The 16,536-nt window shown below is 72.3% G+C and carries 19 protein-coding genes; 8 read left to right on the top strand and 11 right to left on the bottom strand.

Going from position 1 to position 16,536, the window contains the following annotated elements:
• Window position 1: 1 nt before the first annotated feature.
• Complete coding sequence (locus BJ971_RS23575; RefSeq protein WP_184995400.1) at window positions 2-643, bottom strand: response regulator; 642 nt, start codon at window positions 641-643, stop codon at window positions 2-4.
• A gap of 124 nt (window positions 644-767) precedes the next feature.
• On the opposite strand from BJ971_RS23575, the gene BJ971_RS23570 reads away from it, so the two are divergent.
• Complete coding sequence (locus BJ971_RS23570; protein WP_239087787.1) at window positions 768-2,492, top strand: GAF domain-containing sensor histidine kinase; 1,725 nt, start codon at window positions 768-770, stop codon at window positions 2,490-2,492.
• Window positions 2,493-2,504: 12 nt separating this feature from the next.
• On the opposite strand, the gene BJ971_RS23565 is transcribed toward BJ971_RS23570, so the two are convergent.
• Window positions 2,505-3,782: a zinc-binding alcohol dehydrogenase family protein gene (locus BJ971_RS23565; RefSeq protein ID WP_184999059.1), complete on the bottom strand. Its 1,278-nt coding sequence runs from the start codon at window positions 3,780-3,782 to the stop codon at window positions 2,505-2,507.
• On the opposite strand from BJ971_RS23565, the gene BJ971_RS23560 reads away from it, so the two are divergent.
• The gene (locus BJ971_RS23560; protein WP_184995399.1) at window positions 3,724-4,305 is read left to right on the top strand and encodes a DoxX family membrane protein; all 582 of its coding nucleotides are present in this window, start codon (window positions 3,724-3,726) and stop codon (window positions 4,303-4,305) included. The genes BJ971_RS23565 and BJ971_RS23560 overlap by 59 nt on opposite strands.
• Before the next feature lie 87 nt (window positions 4,306-4,392).
• Here the strand turns inward: BJ971_RS23560 and BJ971_RS23555 are convergent, their stop codons facing one another.
• Window positions 4,393-4,992, bottom strand: a complete 600-nt coding sequence (locus BJ971_RS23555) for a hypothetical protein (RefSeq protein WP_184995398.1) — start codon at window positions 4,990-4,992, stop codon at window positions 4,393-4,395.
• 44 nt (window positions 4,993-5,036) lie between these two features.
• The gene (locus BJ971_RS23550; protein WP_184995397.1) at window positions 5,037-6,416 is read right to left on the bottom strand and encodes a PQQ-dependent sugar dehydrogenase; all 1,380 of its coding nucleotides are present in this window, start codon (window positions 6,414-6,416) and stop codon (window positions 5,037-5,039) included.
• 62 nt (window positions 6,417-6,478) lie between these two features.
• Between BJ971_RS23550 and BJ971_RS23545 the strand changes: the two genes are divergently transcribed.
• On the top strand, window positions 6,479-7,282 hold the full coding sequence (locus BJ971_RS23545) for a hypothetical protein (RefSeq protein ID WP_239087786.1): 804 nt from the start codon (window positions 6,479-6,481) through the stop codon (window positions 7,280-7,282).
• Between the two features lie 71 nt (window positions 7,283-7,353).
• On the opposite strand, the gene BJ971_RS23540 is transcribed toward BJ971_RS23545, so the two are convergent.
• Window positions 7,354-7,734: a hypothetical protein gene (locus BJ971_RS23540; protein ID WP_184995396.1), complete on the bottom strand. Its 381-nt coding sequence runs from the start codon at window positions 7,732-7,734 to the stop codon at window positions 7,354-7,356.
• A 37-nt stretch (window positions 7,735-7,771) separates the two neighbouring features.
• Complete coding sequence (locus BJ971_RS23535) at window positions 7,772-8,215, bottom strand: hypothetical protein (protein ID WP_184995395.1); 444 nt, start codon at window positions 8,213-8,215, stop codon at window positions 7,772-7,774.
• A gap of 78 nt (window positions 8,216-8,293) precedes the next feature.
• Here BJ971_RS23535 and BJ971_RS23530 point away from each other — a divergent pair, with 78 nt between their 5' ends.
• On the top strand, window positions 8,294-8,608 hold the full coding sequence (locus BJ971_RS23530; RefSeq protein ID WP_184995394.1) for a hypothetical protein: 315 nt from the start codon (window positions 8,294-8,296) through the stop codon (window positions 8,606-8,608).
• 51 nt (window positions 8,609-8,659) lie between these two features.
• Complete coding sequence (locus tag BJ971_RS23525; protein WP_184995393.1) at window positions 8,660-9,151, top strand: DUF6328 family protein; 492 nt, start codon at window positions 8,660-8,662, stop codon at window positions 9,149-9,151.
• Between the two features lie 60 nt (window positions 9,152-9,211).
• On the opposite strand, the gene BJ971_RS23520 is transcribed toward BJ971_RS23525, so the two are convergent.
• Window positions 9,212-9,784 carry a hypothetical protein gene (locus BJ971_RS23520; RefSeq protein WP_184995392.1) on the bottom strand — a complete coding sequence of 191 codons (573 nt, stop codon included), beginning with the start codon at window positions 9,782-9,784 and terminating at the stop codon, window positions 9,212-9,214.
• 263 nt (window positions 9,785-10,047) lie between these two features.
• Here BJ971_RS23520 and BJ971_RS23515 point away from each other — a divergent pair, with 263 nt between their 5' ends.
• Window positions 10,048-11,721 carry a methyl-accepting chemotaxis protein gene (locus tag BJ971_RS23515; RefSeq protein ID WP_239087785.1) on the top strand — a complete coding sequence of 558 codons (1,674 nt, stop codon included), beginning with the start codon at window positions 10,048-10,050 and terminating at the stop codon, window positions 11,719-11,721.
• A 76-nt stretch (window positions 11,722-11,797) separates the two neighbouring features.
• Here the strand turns inward: BJ971_RS23515 and folE are convergent, their stop codons facing one another.
• Window positions 11,798-12,439, bottom strand: coding sequence for a GTP cyclohydrolase I FolE (gene folE / locus BJ971_RS23510; RefSeq protein ID WP_184995391.1), 642 nt, complete (start codon window positions 12,437-12,439; stop codon window positions 11,798-11,800).
• Between the two features lie 74 nt (window positions 12,440-12,513).
• Window positions 12,514-12,930, bottom strand: coding sequence for a hypothetical protein (locus BJ971_RS23505; RefSeq protein WP_184995390.1), 417 nt, complete (start codon window positions 12,928-12,930; stop codon window positions 12,514-12,516).
• Between the two features lie 110 nt (window positions 12,931-13,040).
• Between BJ971_RS23505 and BJ971_RS23500 the strand changes: the two genes are divergently transcribed.
• Window positions 13,041-13,733: a helix-turn-helix transcriptional regulator gene (locus BJ971_RS23500; RefSeq protein WP_184995389.1), complete on the top strand. Its 693-nt coding sequence runs from the start codon at window positions 13,041-13,043 to the stop codon at window positions 13,731-13,733.
• Window positions 13,734-13,742: 9 nt separating this feature from the next.
• On the opposite strand, the gene BJ971_RS23495 is transcribed toward BJ971_RS23500, so the two are convergent.
• Together BJ971_RS23495 and BJ971_RS23490 are read right to left on the bottom strand one after the other, a co-directional pair.
• On the bottom strand, window positions 13,743-14,912 hold the full coding sequence (locus BJ971_RS23495) for a hypothetical protein (protein WP_184995388.1): 1,170 nt from the start codon (window positions 14,910-14,912) through the stop codon (window positions 13,743-13,745).
• Between the two features lie 105 nt (window positions 14,913-15,017).
• Entirely contained in the window at window positions 15,018-15,935 is a 918-nt protein-coding gene (locus BJ971_RS23490) for an aminoglycoside phosphotransferase family protein (RefSeq protein ID WP_184999056.1), read from the bottom strand.
• A 168-nt stretch (window positions 15,936-16,103) separates the two neighbouring features.
• On the opposite strand from BJ971_RS23490, the gene BJ971_RS23485 reads away from it, so the two are divergent.
• Window positions 16,104-16,526: a DUF6188 family protein gene (locus BJ971_RS23485; RefSeq protein WP_184995387.1), complete on the top strand. Its 423-nt coding sequence runs from the start codon at window positions 16,104-16,106 to the stop codon at window positions 16,524-16,526.
• Window positions 16,527-16,536 lie beyond the last annotated feature (10 nt).

The raw sequence follows: 16,536 nt of genomic DNA, 5'->3' as shown, positions 1-16,536 counted from the left end.
ATCAATGTGGATGCTCGCCGAGCAGCCGGGTGGCCAGCACCGCTGCCTGGGTGCGCCGCTCGAGGCCGAGCTTGGCGAGCAGGCTGGAGACGTAGTTCTTGACGGTCTTCTCCGCCAGGAACATCCGGCCGGCGATCTCGCGGTTGGTGAGCCCTTCGGCGACGTACTCGAGGATCTTGCGTTCCTGGTCGGTGAGCGAGGCCAGCTCGCGGGGCTGTTCGACGCCGTTGCGGATGCGTTCCAGCACCCGCTGGGTGACGGCCGGGTCGAGCAGCGACTGCCCGGCGGCGACCCGGCGGACGGCGTCGACCAGGTCGGTGCCGCGGATCTGCTTCAGCACGTACCCCGAGGCGCCGGCCATGATCGCCGCGAAGAGCGCCTCGTCGTCCTCGTACGAGGTCAGGATCAGGCCCTTGATGGTCGAGTCGACGGCCCGGATGTCGCGGCAGACGTCGATGCCGTTGCCGTCGGGCAGCCGGGCGTCGAGCACGGCAACGTCGGGACGCAGCGCGGGGATGCGGCGGGTCGCCTCCTGAGCCGAGCCGGATTCGCCGACCACCTCGATGTCGCCGTCGGCCTGGAGCAGATCGAGCAGGCCGCGGCGGACCACCTCGTGGTCGTCGAGGAGAAAGACCCGGATCATGCGTCCTTTCTACTGCCGGGCGCCGGGGCCGTCCAAGGGCCGAAGGTCCCGGAGTACTCCGCCGGGTCGATGTACCGCGACCGGCGGTATCGCCGAGCCGGGAGCGCGGGCTAGCCTGACCATCATGGTCGAGCGATCCGTTGGAGGGAGCACCGACAACCAGCCGTCCCTCGGACTCACCCCGTTGTCCCGGGTGCGCCTTGACGAGCTGTTGCAGGAGATGCTCGACCGGGTCGGCGAGGTCGTGACCAGCCGGGAACGGCTGCGCGCCCTGCTCGACGCCGTCGTCGGCATCGGCACCGACCTCGACCTGCGCAGCACCCTGCAGCGCATCGTCGCCTCCGCGTGCGCGCTCGCCGGCGCCCGCTACGGCGCGCTCGGCGTGATCGGCGCCAACCGCACCGAGCTGTCCGATTTCATCACCTACGGCATGGACCCGGAGATCCACGCGAAGATCGGCGACCTGCCGCACGGCCGCGGCGTGCTCGGCCTGCTGATTACCGACCCCCATCCGGTACGCCTGCCCGACATCAACAAGCACCCCGACTCGTACGGCTTCCCGCCGCACCACCCGCCGATGCACAGCTTCCTCGGCGTACCCGTCCGCACCCGCGACCAGATCTACGGCAACCTCTACCTCTCCGAGAAGCAGGGCGCCGACGAGTTCAGCGACGACGACGAGGAGATCGTCGTCGCCCTGGCCGCCGCGGCGGGCGTGGCCATCGACAACGCCCGCCTGTTCACCCTCGCCCGGCGCCGGGAACGCTGGCTGGCCGCTGCGGCGGAGATCACCGGGGTGCTGCTGGGCACCGTGCGCCGCACCGAGGCGCTGCGGCTGATCGCCCGCCGTGCCCGCGAGGTCGCCGACGCCGAACTGGTCATGGTGCTGCTCTACGACGAGCAGAACTCGCGCTACACGATCGAGGTCGTCGACGGCAACGACCCGGAGTACGGCTCGCTGGAGGGCAAGCTGATCCCGGTCGACAGCGCCGCCGCGGCCGAGTTCGGCCGGGAACGGTACCGGGCGGTGGAGGACCTCCGCGCCACCGTCGAGTGGCCCGGCCCGGTGCCGGACAGCCCGGCCCTTGCCGCACCGCTGTCCGCCTCCAACACCCTGCACGGCGTCCTGATCGTCACGCCGCGGGCGGGGCAGAACCCCACCGACGAGGACGCCATGCTGCTGTCCGCCTTCGCCGGCCAGGCCGCGCTCGCCCTGGAGCGGGCGCGCGCGCAGGACGAACGCGAACAGCTCGTCGTCCTCGAGGACCGCGAACGGATCGCCCGGGACCTGCACGACGTCGTCATCCAGCGGCTGTTCGCCACCGGCATGCAGCTACAGGGCGCGATCGCGCACGCCGGGCGGCCCGAGGCGGTCAGACGGGTGAACGCCGCCGTCGACGACCTCGACGCGACCATCCGCGACATCCGCCGCTCGATCTTCGAGCTCCGCGCGCCGGTCGGCCCCTCGCTGCGCCTCGAGCTGCGCGAGGCGGCGGCGGCCGCCGCCGGGCCGCTCGGCTTCCGGCCGGTCCTGGACACCTCCGGGCCCGTCGACAGCGCGATTCCCGACGACATCGTCCCGGAACTGCTCGCCGTCCTGCGCGAGGCGCTGGCCAACGTCGCCCGGCACGCCGGCGCCGAGAGCGTCCGGGTGTCGGTGCGCGCCGCGGACGACGAGGTCATCCTCCAGGTCGAGGACGACGGCGCGGGCATGGACCCGGCGCTGGCCCGCGGCGGCGTCGTCAACATGGGCGAACGCGCTCACGACCTGGGTGGCTCCTTCGAGGCCGGCCCCGGCCCCGGCGGCAAGGGCACGACGGTCACCTGGCGGGTGCCGCTCGCCGGCTGACGCCCGCGCACCTCAGGGGAGCAGCACCGCGGCGCCGTCCACCCGGTCGGCCGCGAGGTCGGTGAGCGCCGCGGCGGCCCGTGCCATCGGGTACGGCGTGACCGAGACCCGCAGCCGGTGCTCGGCGGCGAACGCCAGCAGCTCGCGTCCGTCGGTGCGCGTGTTCGAGGTGACGCTGCGCAGCGTGCGCTCCTGGAACAGATCGCGGTCGTAGTCGAGCGGCGGTATCTCGGTGAGGTGGATGCCGGCCACCGCGAGGGTGCCGCCGCGCTCCAGCGCCCGCAGCGCGACCGGCACGAGCCCACCGGCCGGCGCGAACAGCACGGCGGCGTCGAGCGGCTCCGGCGGGGCGTCGCGGGCATCGCCGGCGGACGCCGCGCCGAGATCCAGCGCCAGCTCACGGGCGCGCGGCGAGCGGGTGAAGACGTGGACCGTCGCGCCACGGGCCAGCGCCACCTGGGCGGTCAGGTGCGCGGACGCGCCGAATCCGTAGACGCCGAGCCGGCCGCCGGCCGGCAGCTCCGCCCGCCGCAGGGCCCGGTAGCCGATGATGCCGGCGCAGAGCAGCGGCGCGAGCTCCGCGGGGGAGTAGCCGTCCGGCAGGGTGTACGCGAAGTCGGCCCGCACGGTGGTGCAGTCGGCGTACCCGCCGTCGGCGTCCCAGCCGGTGTACCGGGAACCCGGGCACAGATTCTCCGCACCGGACAGGCAGAAGCGGCAGTGCCCGCAGGTCTCCCTCAGCCAGGCGACACCGACGCGGTCGCCCGGCCGGAAGCGGGTCACGCCGTCGCCCAGCTCGAGCACGTGCCCGACCACCTCGTGCCCCGGCACCACCGACGGCCGGTGCACCGGGAGGTCGCCGGCGGAGACGTGCAGATCGGTGCGGCAGACACCGCAGGCGTCGACCGCGACGAGCAGCTCGCCCGGTGCCGGCCTGGGCACCCGCATGGTGGCGCGGCTCATCGCCCTGCCGATGTCGGCCCCCGGAGATCGAACCTGCCAGCCGCGCACGGCACACCCCCTGTCTCCGCCCTCATCCTTACTCCCCGATTCGTCTGCGGCACGCGTCCGAATCCGGATATGATCGGATATTGGCCGCTTGGACGCGATGGATCGTCGGCGCGACGCCGCCGCCCGCCCGCGATGACGCGGATGCGCCCGGCCCGTCGGGTGCCGCGGCCGCCGGCAGACAGACCTCAGAGGCGCAGACACATCGACCGAGGAGGACGTAATGACAACCACCAGCCGGCATGCGGCCCACCTCGAACAGGTTGAGGCGCCCGGCCACATGCTCACCAGGGCCGCCGCCCGGGCACTCGCCGTCCTGCGGATCTCGGTCGGCTTCGTGTTCCTGTGGGCCTTCCTGGACAAGATGTTCGGCTTCGGCTACGCCACACCGACCGAACGGGCCTGGATCAACGGCGGCTCGCCGACCAAGGGCTTCCTGTCCAGCGTCGACGTCGGACCGTTACAGGGCTTCTACCACAACATCGCCGGACAGACCTGGGCCGACTGGGGCTTCATGCTCGGCATGCTCGCCATGGGACTGGCCCTGGTCCTCGGCATCGGCCTGCGGATCGCGGCCTGCGCCGTCACCGTGATGATGGCCATGATGTGGGCCGCCGAATGGCCGCTCGCCCAGCAGAACGCCGCCGGGGAGCCGAGCGGATCGTCGAACCCGATCGTCGACTACCACGTCGTCTACGCGCTCAGCGCCATCGTCGTCGCGCTCACCTACGCGGGGCACACCTGGGGCCTTGGCCGGCAGTGGGTGAAGCTGCCCTTCGTGCAGAAGCACCGCTGGCTCATCTGAACCACGCCCTCGCCTTCCCTGAACCACGCCCGAGCAGCCGCCCGGCCGATCGCCCGGCCGGGCGGCTCATCGTCGCTCGGCGGAATCTCATCGTCGCTCGACGGAATCGAGGACGCGCCGCCGCAGCGCCGGGTCGACCCCGCGGTCTCGCAGGGACCTGCGCAGCAGGTCGAGGTCGCCGCCGTGCCGCCGCAGGTGCGCGATCAGCGGCCGGTAGCGGTCGGGGCGGTCCCGGACCAGCTCGGAGACCAGCCGCAGCTCGAGGCGGACCGCGGGGACGAGAAGTCCCGCCGCCGCGACGTCGACGTAGTGCCTCCAGGGGCCGCTACCCATGCACTCGATCGTGTCGGTCTCCACCGGCCGCTCGACGGTGCTGAAGCCGACGTCGATGCCCCCGACCGCGAAACGGGCGTAGTACTGGCCCGCCTCGCTGAGCCAGACCGGCTCGGTGAGACAGGGGAACCCGGCCAGCGCGACGGCGAACAGGTCCACATCGGATCGGCGCGCGACCAGGATGTCGATGTCGCCGGCCGGCAGCCGGACGCCCTGCGCCAGCGCGGCGCCGGTGCCGACGAGCCGGTAGCGCGACACCGGCCCGTCCGGGCCGGCGCGCCGCAGGACCAGCGCGAGCGTCCGGAACAGCTCGCCCCGGTCGCGCAGCGGCCTCAGCGTGCTCCCCGGATCCATCGCCCGATCCTGTCACCGGGGTATGACAGGTCCCGGCGAGCCGGTCAGGGCGCGGAGACGCGGTAGACGGCGCCCGCGAGGTCGTCGCTCACGTACAGGTCGCCGTCGGGGCCCTGCACGGCCATGACCGGCCGGCCCCAGCGCGAGCCGTCCTTGTCCTGGAACCCGGTGAGCAGCGTCTGCTGCGCGCCGAGGGTGCCGTCGCGCCAGGCGAAGAACGACACCTCCGGCGCCCGGGGCGGGTTGCGGTTCCACGAGCCGTGCACGCCGGCCAAGGCGCCCTGCCCGTACCCGCCGGCCAGCCCGGGTGCCGTGGCGAAGCTCAGCCCCAGCGGCGCCGAGTGCGCGCCCATGCCCTGCTCGACCGGGGGCAGCGCGGAGCAGTCGAGCTTGCTGCCGTCGGCGTTGGTCTGCACGTCCCGCACGAACGGCCGCCGGGTGTAGCTCAGCGGCGACTCCTTCTCGCCCGGCTTCAGGTCGGGGTCCGGGTTGCAGTACGGCCAGCCGAGGTCGCGCCCCTGCTCCAGCCGGGCCAGCGGCTCGAACGGGTGGTCGTTCACGTAACCCTGCATCACCTTGCCCCGGTCCGAGCCGCCGTCGCCGTCGTAGTCGCCGTCGAGCGGGTACCCGATATTGTCCCGGTTGTTGACCGCGGTCCACACGCCGCCGTTGGGATCGACCGCCAGCCCGGTACCGTTGCGCACGCCGCGCGCGAAGACCGTCGGCTTCCCGCTGCCGCCGGCCGCCGCCCGCAGGATGGCGGCCCGCTCCGGGTCCGCGTCCCGGTCCTGCGCCGAGATGTTGCCGGTCGAGCCGATCGAGACGTAGAGCTCGCCCTCCTCGCCGACCGCCACGCTCTTGAGCGCGTGCGAGTAGGCGCCGCGCAGCTCGGGGCTCCGCGCGTCGGGCAGCCCGTCGACCACGACCCGCTTGCCGGACACCGCGCCGGCCCGGTACGTGAAGGCGTCCACCTGGTCGCTCTCGGCCACGTAGAGCGTGTCGCCGGCGAAGGCCAGCCCGTGCGGCTGGTGCAGCCCGCCGACCAGGGTGCGCTGGGCCGGCGCGGCGCCGTCCGGGCCCGGCACCAGCTCGACGATGTCGCCGAACCTGGGCCGCGACACCAGCAGCCGCCGGTCCGGCGTCCAGGCCAGCAGCCGGGCCTTGGGCACCCGGGCCCAGACGGTGACCGTCCAGCCGGGCGGGGCCTGTAGGCGGCGGGCCCGGTCGAACGGCTCCGCGCCGGTGCCGGCGAGCGGGCGTACCTCCGTGGCGGCCAGCGCCGGCACCCCGGACGCGGCCGGGGACGGCACGGACCCGCCCGGCGGGGTGCCGGTCGGCGGGTGCGCGGCCGGCTGGTCGGAGGAGCACGCGGCCAATGTGAGCGCCAGCCCGCCGGCCACCGCCGCACGCGCGATCATCTTCATCGCTGCATCTGTACGCACTAATCCGCCGCTTGGCAACCCGCGTTCTCTCTTACGGTGTGGTGATGCCGGGCATGCGGGTGACGATGACGAGCGAGCCGGCCCGGCCCGGCCGCGTCAACGAGGACTTCGCCGGCGCCGTGCCGACGGCGGCGGTGCTGATCGACGGCGCCGGCATCCCCGGCGCCGAGTCGGTCTGCCGGCACGGCGTCGCCTGGTACGCCGGCCGGCTCGGCGGCAGCCTGCTCGGCCTCCTGGCCACCGGGCCGGACCGCGGCCTCCCGGCGCTGCTCGCCGACGCCATCGTGCGGGTGACGGACGAACACCGGGACACCTGCGACGTCGCCGACCCGATCAGCCCGTCGGCGGCCGTCGCCGTGCTGCGCCTGCGCGGCGACCGCGTCGATCACCTGGTGCTCGGCGACGCGGTCCTCGTGCTCGACCGCGACCACGCCGCGCCGCTTGTCGTCACCGACCGCCGGGAGGTGGACATCGCCCGGTCGTACCTGCCCGCGCTCGCTGCCGCCGCCGGTGACGACGACGGGTACCGCCGGATACTGGGTGAGTTGCGCGCCAACCGGAACCGGCCGGGCGGCTTCTGGGTGGCCAAGGACGACCCGCGGGCCGCGGACGAGGCGGTCACCGCGAGCACCCCGGTCGCCGGACTGACCGGCGCCGTCCTGCTCAGCAACGGCGCGAGCCGCATCGTGGACCGGTTCGGGACGGCCGACTGGCCGGAGGTCCTCGCCCTGCTGGCCTCCCGCGGACCCGCCGAGATCATCCGCCGGGTCCGGCGGGCGGAGGCGCGCGACGCGGTGGCGCCGGACGACGCGACGGTCGCGCACTGCACCGACCTCGGCGCGGCCTGACCGCAGGGGAGGGCCCGCGTGGCCACCGCCGGCGGGCCGTGTCGAGTGCCCGGTCCGCGACGGACCGGGACTCACACCGGCGTCGCGTCGGCGCCCGCGGTGCGGGGCGGCCGGGCCAGCGTGCGCCGCCGGAGCCAGCCGAAGTAGGCGGCGAGCACGACGTAGAGGGACGCGAACGCCGCGCCCGAGGTCTTCTCGTGCCGCAGGGCGTGCCCGAAGATCATCGCCGCGACGAGCAGGGCCGCGTAGCCGATCAGCACTGCGACGATCGCGGTGTCGGTGCCGGTCCATCGGCCGGCCGCCCCTCGCCGCGCCTGCGTGGTCAGCTCCCACACCAGTACGGCGATGGCCGCCGTGGTGAGGACCAGATACGGAACCGCAGACCAGGTGTCGGACCCGGTCCCGAAGAGATCGGTGAACCAGCCGCCCGCGAACCAGCCGGAGACCACCACGCGCAGGACCCGGCCCCCGACCGGCGGAGCGCCTGGGTCAGGCAACGGTGGTCTGGCGCATCGCCTGCGCGAGCGACTCGGCGTTCTTCTTGTCCACCCGCGGGAACGTGAGGGACACGCCGTCGCCCTGCGCGAACGCGAGGCGCAGCACGCTCACCATGCCCAGCTTCGCCTCGGCCAGCGCCACCTGTGCGCGGGGCAGCGCGCCTACGACCTGCTTACCGGGGCCGCCCATGAACGTCTGCGACAGGAAGATGATCCGCTGGTCGGTGAGCACCACGAACTGCTTCCCGGACGTGGCGATCATCGCGGCCGCCACGGTTCCGCCGCCACCCAGGACGATGCCGTGTGCGGCGACCGTGCCGAGCCGGCTCGCCGAGAAGGCCCCGACGACGGCCCGCGTCGCCACCAGGGGCTGCTCGCCGGGCTCGAGGATGGGTGCCACCCGCTCGAACGCACGGGTCTGAAGCTTGAGCTGCACGATGTCTCCGTTTCCTGATCAGGATCGCGGAGAGAGTAGCGGGTCGCGGGGTTTGCGGGCATGCCCGATACTCCGCTTGTGGATCTCCATTGGGCGTGGGTGTGGCAGTACGGGCTGCCGCTGCTGCTGGTGATCGGGTCCCTGGCCGGGCTGGTATCGGCCATCCGTTCAAAGCCCGCCGAGACGGCCGGCTCTCGCTCGGATTGGCTTGCTCTTCCGATACTGCTCATATTGACCGGCGATGCCGCGCTGGGTGAGGCGCGGCCGCCGTTCGAACGGGCGTGGAAGGGCGCGGTGGCGGTCCTGCTGTGGGTGACCATCGCCGTCACCGTCTGGCGCCGGCGACGCCGCCGGATCGAGTCCCGGGCCGCCGGCGGTGCCGAGCGGCGGTGAGCGTCAGGGGCCGGCGTTTGGCGGTCGCCGGGCCCGGGAAATCCGGGTGCCATGCCGGAGGAGAAGGACAGGATCCCGAACGAGGACGAGAAGCAGCGCTGGGATCGGAACTTCGCCGACCTGCTCCAGGAGCTCCGGGTGGCGCAGACCGGCGTCCAGATCTTCTTCGCGTTCCTGCTGACCATGCCGTTCAGCAGCGGCTTCCCGCAGACCAATGCCGTACAGAAGGATGTCTACATCGTGGCGCTGCTGTCCGCGGCCATCTCCACCGCGATGATCATCTCCCCGGTGGCGTTCCACCGGGCGCTGTTCCGGCAGGGCCGCAAGCCCGAGCTCGTCCGGTACGCGCACCGGATGGCGACCGGCGGGCTCGCGTTCCTGCTGATCTCGATGGTCAGCAGCATCTTCCTGATCGTCGACTTCCTGCTGAGCCGCCCGATGGCGATCGTGCTGAGCGTGTTCTCGGCGCTCGTCTTCCTCGTCTTCTGGGCCGGCATCCCCTGGTACCGGCACAACTGGATCGACGAGGACGCCGAGGACTGATCGCGATCCGGCGCGGGGCGGGAGACGCCGGCCGGCATCTCCCGCCACAGCCGTGGTCCGTTACAGGGCCAGGATGGCCAGGACCTGGTTCAGCAGACTGGCGAGCTGGGCCAGCGGGAACGGCAGGCCGCCGTCGAGCAGGCCGACGATCGCGCAGAGCAGGTTGCCGAGCAGATTGCCGGGACCCGGGTACGCCGTGATGTCGAGCACGACGGTGTTGAGGTGGACCACCAGGCCGAGCAGGTTCAGGTCCAGCGGGCCGAGCACCAGGTGCAGGATGTTGCACGCCAGCTGGGCGCTGACGTCACCGGAGCCGGGCAGCTGCACCGGCAGGGTGACCGGCTCGTCCGCGGTGCCGACGACATCGCCGGCCGAGTCCGTCAGCACGGCGTGCAGGGTGCCGACGGCGACCAGCTTGTCCTCCTGCACGGCGAACTCGGATGGGCTGAACGTCCCGGTGACCTGTCCGATGCCTCCCACAGCATCGGTGAAGGTGCCCTCGACGCCGGACGTCATGGTTCCCTCGGCGGCGGCGTTCGGCGCGGCGGCGGCAGGTGCCGCCGCTAGGGCGCCGGCGGTGGTCAGCGCCAGCGCGGCGGCGAGCAACACCTTCGGGATGGTGGTGAGGCGCATGTTCGTGTTCCCTTCCATCGATGAACGTCGTAGCGCCACCGGTGCCCGAGCGCAGATTCGTAAAACAGGCGATCGGCTTGAGGGAATACATATAGTGCAAAGTTGATCAATATGGGTCGGATGGTGCCGTTCCGACCTGCACTTTTCGTGGGCCACTCGGGCCGTCCCACATGGTGACATTCCTTCAGGGCCCATCGTGGGGTGCCGAAATGTGACGTACCTCGCTGGTCCCGGCAGGGTGTGACTACCGGAAGGCACGGATCATGTCTGCTCGCCGACGCCGAGAACTGCGGCAATCCACAATCAACAAGGCCGCCATCGGAACGCTCGTCCTCATCACCGGCCTGCTGGTCCTCGCCGTCACGCTGGTCACCTCCGCGGTCAGCGCCGAGAAGCAGGCATTCGAGCGGCAGGCGAGGCTCAAGGCGCTGGGCATTCAGCTGCAGGCCGCCTCGGACTACCTCACCGACGAGGCCCGCCTGTACTCGGTGTCGGGCGACCGCACCCACCTCGCCAAATACTGGGACGAGATCACGGTGACCAAGACCCGGGACACCGTGCTCGCGCAGCTCAAGGAGCTCGGCGCCACCGCGGGCGAGTTCGCGCTCATCGACCAGGCCAAGGCCAACTCCGACGCGCTGGTCAAGACCGAGTCGCGCTCACAGCGGCTCATGCTGGAGGCCGCCGGCGCGGCCGAGTCCGACATGCCGCCGGCGATCGCGCAGACCGGGCTCTCCGCCGCCGACGCGGCGCGGGGACCGGCCGCCAAGCGCGAGGTCGCGCGAACGATCATGTTCGACGCCGACTACGCCGCCGACAAGGCGGTCATCACCGGGCCGATCGAGCAGTTCCAGCGCATGCTGAACGAGCGGTCGGCGCGGGCGGTCGCCGACGCCACCGCCAAGACGGGCGCCTCGGTCGCGCTGCTGGTCGTGCTCGCCGTCGTGCTGCCGCTGGCGATGGGCGGGGTGCTGTACCTGCTCCAGTCGAAGGTCGGCCGCGTCATCGTCGCGTACACCGACGCGCTGCGCGTGCGTGACCCCGACGACCTGGCCTTCCGGCTCACGCCGGCCGGTACCCGGGAGCTGTCCGGCCTTGCCGAGATCCTCAACCAGGAGCTGGCGAGCAAGCTCGTGCTCGTGCGCGGCGTCGCCGACAGCGTCAACGCGCTGGCCTCGGCCTCGCACGAGCTGTCCATCACCGGCGAGCTGGTGGCCGCCAACGCCGAGCAGGCAAGCGTGCGGGTCGGCGTCGTGAACACCGCCGCCGACGACGTCGCCGGCCATGTGCAGAGCGTCTCGGCCGCGTCCGAGGAGATGGGCATGTCGATCCGCGAGATCGCCGAGAACGCCAATGAGGTCGCACAGGTCGGTACCAACGCGGTGGCGCTCGCCGAGTCGACGAACCGGACCATCACCAAGCTCGGCGAGTCGTCGCGGGAGATCGGCGACGTGATCAAGGTGATCACCGCGATCGCGGCGCAGACCAACCTGCTGGCCCTCAACGCCACCATCGAGGCCGCCCGCGCCGGCGACGCGGGCAAGGGCTTCGCGGTGGTCGCCAGCGAGGTCAAGGATCTGGCGCAGGAGACCGCCAAGGCGACCGAGGACATCTCGCTGCGGATCACGACGATCCAGGACGACACCCAGGGCGCGGTCGCGGCGATCGCGGAGATCACCCACGTCATCGACAAGATCAACGAGTATCAGACGATCATCGCCAGCGCGGTCGAGGAGCAGACCGCGACCACCAACGAGATCAACCGCAGCGTCTCGGAGGCCGCGTCCGGATCGGGGGAGATCGCCGCCAACCTCGCCGGGGTCTCCCAGGCCGCGCAGGGCGTCGCGGACGGCATCGCCGAGGCCAAGCGCGCGACGGCCGAGCTGGCCCTGATGGGCTCCGGCCTCCAGTCGATGATCGAGCGCTACCGCTACTGAACACCGGGTCCCGGGCACCGCCGCGAACCGCGACGGTGCCCGGCTCGGTGCCGCTGCCGGATGCCGGGTGTCCGGCTCAGTGCCGGATGCCGGCGAGGGCGAAGAACTCGGCCCTGGTCGCGGCGTGTTCGCGGTGCAGGCCGCGCAGCGCCGAGGTGACGGTTCTCGTGCCGGCGGCCCGGATGCCGCGCAGGGACATGCACATGTGCTCGGCCTCCAGCACGACCGCGACGCCCCGGGCGTGCAGGTTGCTCTGGAGGCAGTCGGCGATCTGCTGGGTCAGCCGCTCCTGCACCTGCAACCCGCGCGAGAAGTGCTCCACGACGCGGGCGAGCTTCGACAGCCCGACGATGCGCTCGGCGGGCAGGTAGCCCACGTGCGCCACGCCGTGGAACGGCAGCAGGTGGTGTTCGCACAGCGAGCGGAACGGCACCTCGCGTACCAGGACGAGCTCGTCGTACCGGTCGTCGTTGGGGAAGGTGGTCAGGGTGAACGGCCCGCTGGTGAGCAGTTCGGCGTAGGCGGCGGCGACCCGCCTCGGTGTGTCCGCCAGGTGCTCGGAGCCGATGTCCTGGCCGAGGGCCCGCAACAGGGCCCGCACGGCGTCGGCGGCCGCCTCGACGTCCACCGGCACCGCGTCGTGGACGAGCCGTAGCTGCGGTGCCCGGGTGGCGCCGCCGTCGTGGTGGTCCTCAAGGGACCAGGCGGTGCTTGTCATGGTGTTCTCCTTGCCGGCCGGGTCGGCGCCGCCGTCGATGGGCCGGGGCGGCGCCGGGATGGCCGTGTCGGTGGTCAGCGGCGGTCGGTCGCGAGGCCCGTCGCCAGGCGGGCCAGGGCGAGCGCACCGAGCAGCAGCCCGAAGTCCCGCAGCGCCACGTCGTAGTAGTCGCCCAGGACCAGCAGGTTGACGATGATGCCGCCGAGCCAGGCGGCGACGAGGTAGCCGCCGAACCGCGGCATGACGGCGACCACGATGCCCGCGACGATCTCGATCACGCCGACCGCGAGCATCGCCTGGTGCGCCGAGCCGGGCACGAGCCGGTCGAACGCGGGTGCGAGGTAGCCCTCCCAGTCGGTGAGCAGGCCGGCGAACTTGTCCAGGCCGAACAGGATCGGCGCGACGGCGAACCCGATGCGGAGTATCCAGAACGCCTGGAGCACCGGATCCTGCCGGATCCGCGCGGTGACGCCGGCATCGATGCGGGTCATGGCCAGCTCCCTTCTAACGGAAAGTTTCAATGACGTTAGAACTCGCGGAGCGATTTCGTCAAGGATGGTGTCCGTTAGAATGGGCGTCCTCGAGTGCACTGGGAGGTGCCGTGACCGACGACTTCGTGGCCGACGTGACAAGCGTCGCGGCGCTGAGCGAGCCGGTGCGCCGCCGGCTGTACCGCTACGTGGTCTCCAAGGACGCGCCGGTCAGCCGGGAGGACGCCGCCGCGGGAACCGGCGTCGCGCACCACGTTGCCAAGTTCAACCTCGACCGCCTCGTCGCCGACGGGCTGCTGGAGGTCCAGTACAGCCGCCCGCCCGGGCGCGGCGGCCCCGGCGCGGGCCGGCCCGCCAAGCTGTACCGCCGCGCGGGCCGGGACATCGCGGTGACCCTGCCCGCGCGCAGCTACTACCTCGCCGGCCAGGTGATGGCCGAGGCGATCACCGCCGCCGGCCGCGCCGGTGTCCCACTCGCCGAGGCCCTGACCGGGGCAGCGAGAACGACCGGCCGCCGCATCGGCGAGGCGGCTGGCGGCGCGCGACGGCCGGCGGCGGAGCGGGTCACCGAGATCCTGGAACGCCACGGCTACGAGCCACGCCCGGCGGCGCACGGGATCATCCTCGCCAACTGCCCCTTCCACAGCCTCGCCGCCGAATACCCGCAACTCGTCTGCGGCATCAACCTCGACCTCGTCGGCGGCGTCCTCGACGCGATCGGCGCCGGTGACCTGTGCGCCCGGCTCGACCCGGCGCCCGGCCGCTGCTGCGTCACCATCGCGGACCGGGGTGGACCCGCCTGACCTTCAGGGTCAGCGCGTGCCGGTCTCCTCGCCCTTGTCGGGCGGGCGCACGTTGTTGAGCACGGTCTGGCCCTGTTGATCGACGAAGCGGGTGAACAGGTGCTGCGCGAACCCGAACACCAGGGCCCAGGAGAGGATCTGCGCGGGCGTGTCGAGGGCGCTGAGTCCGGGGATGAACTGGCCCCGGATGAGCAGCACGCCGAGGAACGCCGTGAGCGCGCCCGTCGGCAGCTTCAGCAGGGTGAGCAGAACGGGCAGGTTGAGCGACTCCGAGGAGCCACGGAAGCCGCCGATCGCGGCGGCGCCCGCGATCGCGGCGGCGGTCAGGCCGATCAGCTCGACGGTGAGGTGGTCCCAGGGCTTGGCGGCCTGCGTGATGCGTTCGTTGAGCTCGGGACCGAGCTGCTGATCGGCGGGCAGCCGGTCCGAGTAGGCGGTGGGACAGACCACCACGCTCTCGCCGGATTCGAGAGAGGGCTGGAAGCACAGCGGCACCCGGGTCGGGTAGAGCCACCCCAGGACGGCGATGGCGATGGCCAGCAACATCAGGCCGACGACGGCGGCAACCAGCACGTTGCGGAAGCTGCGCAGCCGCAGTTGCTCACGGAGCGCCTCCGAGCTCGCGCCGCGCACGATGGTGACGATCTTGCGGCGCTCGCTCTCGATGATCTGGTCGGCCTGCTCCAGCTCGATCGGTCGTACCGCCCTGTCGACCAGGGCATGATCGGGGTCCTTCGCGCCGAGCCGCTGCGCGATGCGCTCGAACTCCTGCCGGCGCGGGTCGCTCGGCCGCAGATGCCGCTGCACGTGGTTGAGCAGGCCCGGCATCTGCCCGAGAAGGTATGCCGGTTGGGCGAATCCCAGCAGATTGGCCTCGGCGGCGTCGAGATTGCTCATCGCGCGCTGGATCGACGGCGCGATGTGGAACGGCCTCCCCGACGGCTTGATCCTCAAGGCCGCCTCCCTGGCGGCGCGAAGGTGCACCGGGACGGCGTCCATGAGCGCCTCGTACTGGGAGCCCGAGCAGTGCTTGCACATCCACGCGCTCAGCGTCTCCAGCTCGGCGGCCCGCGTCAGCGTTCCCTCGCGCCACACGCCGGCCGTCGGCCCGCCGATCTCACCGACGGCGGGGATGGCGGGGATGTCGAGAGGGCGGAGCCTCGAAGCCACGTCAGTCATGTCACTGCCTCCTGGACACGGCTCCGGGAGCCGCTACAAGAAATGACGGGCTTGGCGCGGCCTTGATGTGTACCGACCGAGTCGGAATCCGGACAGCTCCGCCGATCAGCGGGTGGCCGCGTCGCCGAGGATGTTCTCGAGCCTCGCCCGGCATTCGGCGACGAAGGCGGGATAGGTGTTCCAGTAGTAGGAGATTCCGCTGACGCCCACCCCGACCGCCCAGGCCCGGGCGCGGGCCCAGGTGTGATCGTCGAGGTCCGCGGCGTCCCAGTACGCCCGCCGCGCCGCCGGCGGCAGGTCCCAGACGGTGGCGTGCTCGGCGTCCGGTGCGCCGACCGACAGCGCCCCGAAGTCGATGACGGCCCGCAGCCGCCCCCGCTCCACCAGGAGGTTTGTCGGCTTGAGGTCGCCGTGCAGCCAGACGTGCGGCCCCGCGGGCTCGGGCAGCGCGACGGCGTCGCGCCAGATCCGCTCCAGGATGTCGACGTCGAGGCCCGCGGAAACGGTGGTCCGGCAGTCACCGAACGCGGCGCTGATCCACTCGTCACAGGCCTTCAGGTCGCCGCCGCGATACCAGCTGAGCTCGCCGGCGCGGCTCGCGCCCATGAGGTCGAGGCCGTGCAGCTCCCGCACGAACGCGGCCAGATCGGTGCCGAGGGCGGCCCAGTCCCGTACGGTGTCCGGCCCGGGCTCGGCGCCGTCGATCCAGCGGAATATCGACCAGGGCACGGGAAACGCGGCGCCGGGCGCGCCGGCGTGCACCGGTTCCGGAATCCGGTACGTCAGCAGCGGCGCCAGCCGGGGCAACCAGGCCTGCTCCTTGCGCAGGGCCGCCGCCTTGGCCGCGGTGCGCGGCACCCGCACGAGCAGCTCGTCCCCGAGCCGGTACATGACGTTCTCGGTGCCCGCGCCCGCCGGCGACAGCGGCAGCGAGGCCAGGTCGGGTCGCTGCTCGCGGAGCAGCGACCGGACCACGTCCTCGTCGATCGGGATCTCGTTCTCGTGCAGCGTCACACCCGGCATCCTGCCGCCCGGCGGCGCCGGGTACGAGCCGATTTCCGCCGCCGTCACGGGATCGACCGGGCCGGATGTGAACCTGCGCCATGTTTTAAGGCTCTCTTATGAATGGCCGGGCTACGGTCCTGCCGTCAGTGGTCCGACGAGCCGATCGAGGTACTCATGCTGCCAGTCATGGTCGCCGCAATGGACGCCGGACGGCGTCCGCGGCGGGAGCGCCCGATCGACCGGCTGGCCGGGCGGAAGCTGGAGTACGTGCGGCTCGGTCACGTCGTCGTCCTGAATTTCTCGGGCGGGTTGCAGGTGTTGATCGAAACCCCCGCCCGGCTGACCGGGCCGGGCGGCCGATTCGACGTCGAGCCGGGCGAGAAGCCCTCGGACGTCCTCGCGATGCTGCTCGGCGACGTCGTCACGGCGGCGCGCGCGACGGACGCCGGCGAGCTGCGGATCGCCTTCGGTAGCGGGTCGGAGCTGTCGGTCGGCGTCGACGTCGACTTCGAGTCCTGGGCGGTCGCCGGTCCGGGCGGCCTCCTGATCGTGTGCCTGGCCGGCGGCGAGCTGGCCGTCTGGGGCGAGGCCGGCCGGGCGCGCGACTGAACCGCCTCGC

The organism is Amorphoplanes digitatis (assembly GCF_014205335.1).
GTDB lineage: Bacteria > Actinomycetota > Actinomycetes > Mycobacteriales > Micromonosporaceae > Actinoplanes > Actinoplanes digitatus.
Note: the sequence above shows the minus strand (reverse complement) of the source record. Positions and strands in the feature narration are given on the sequence as shown.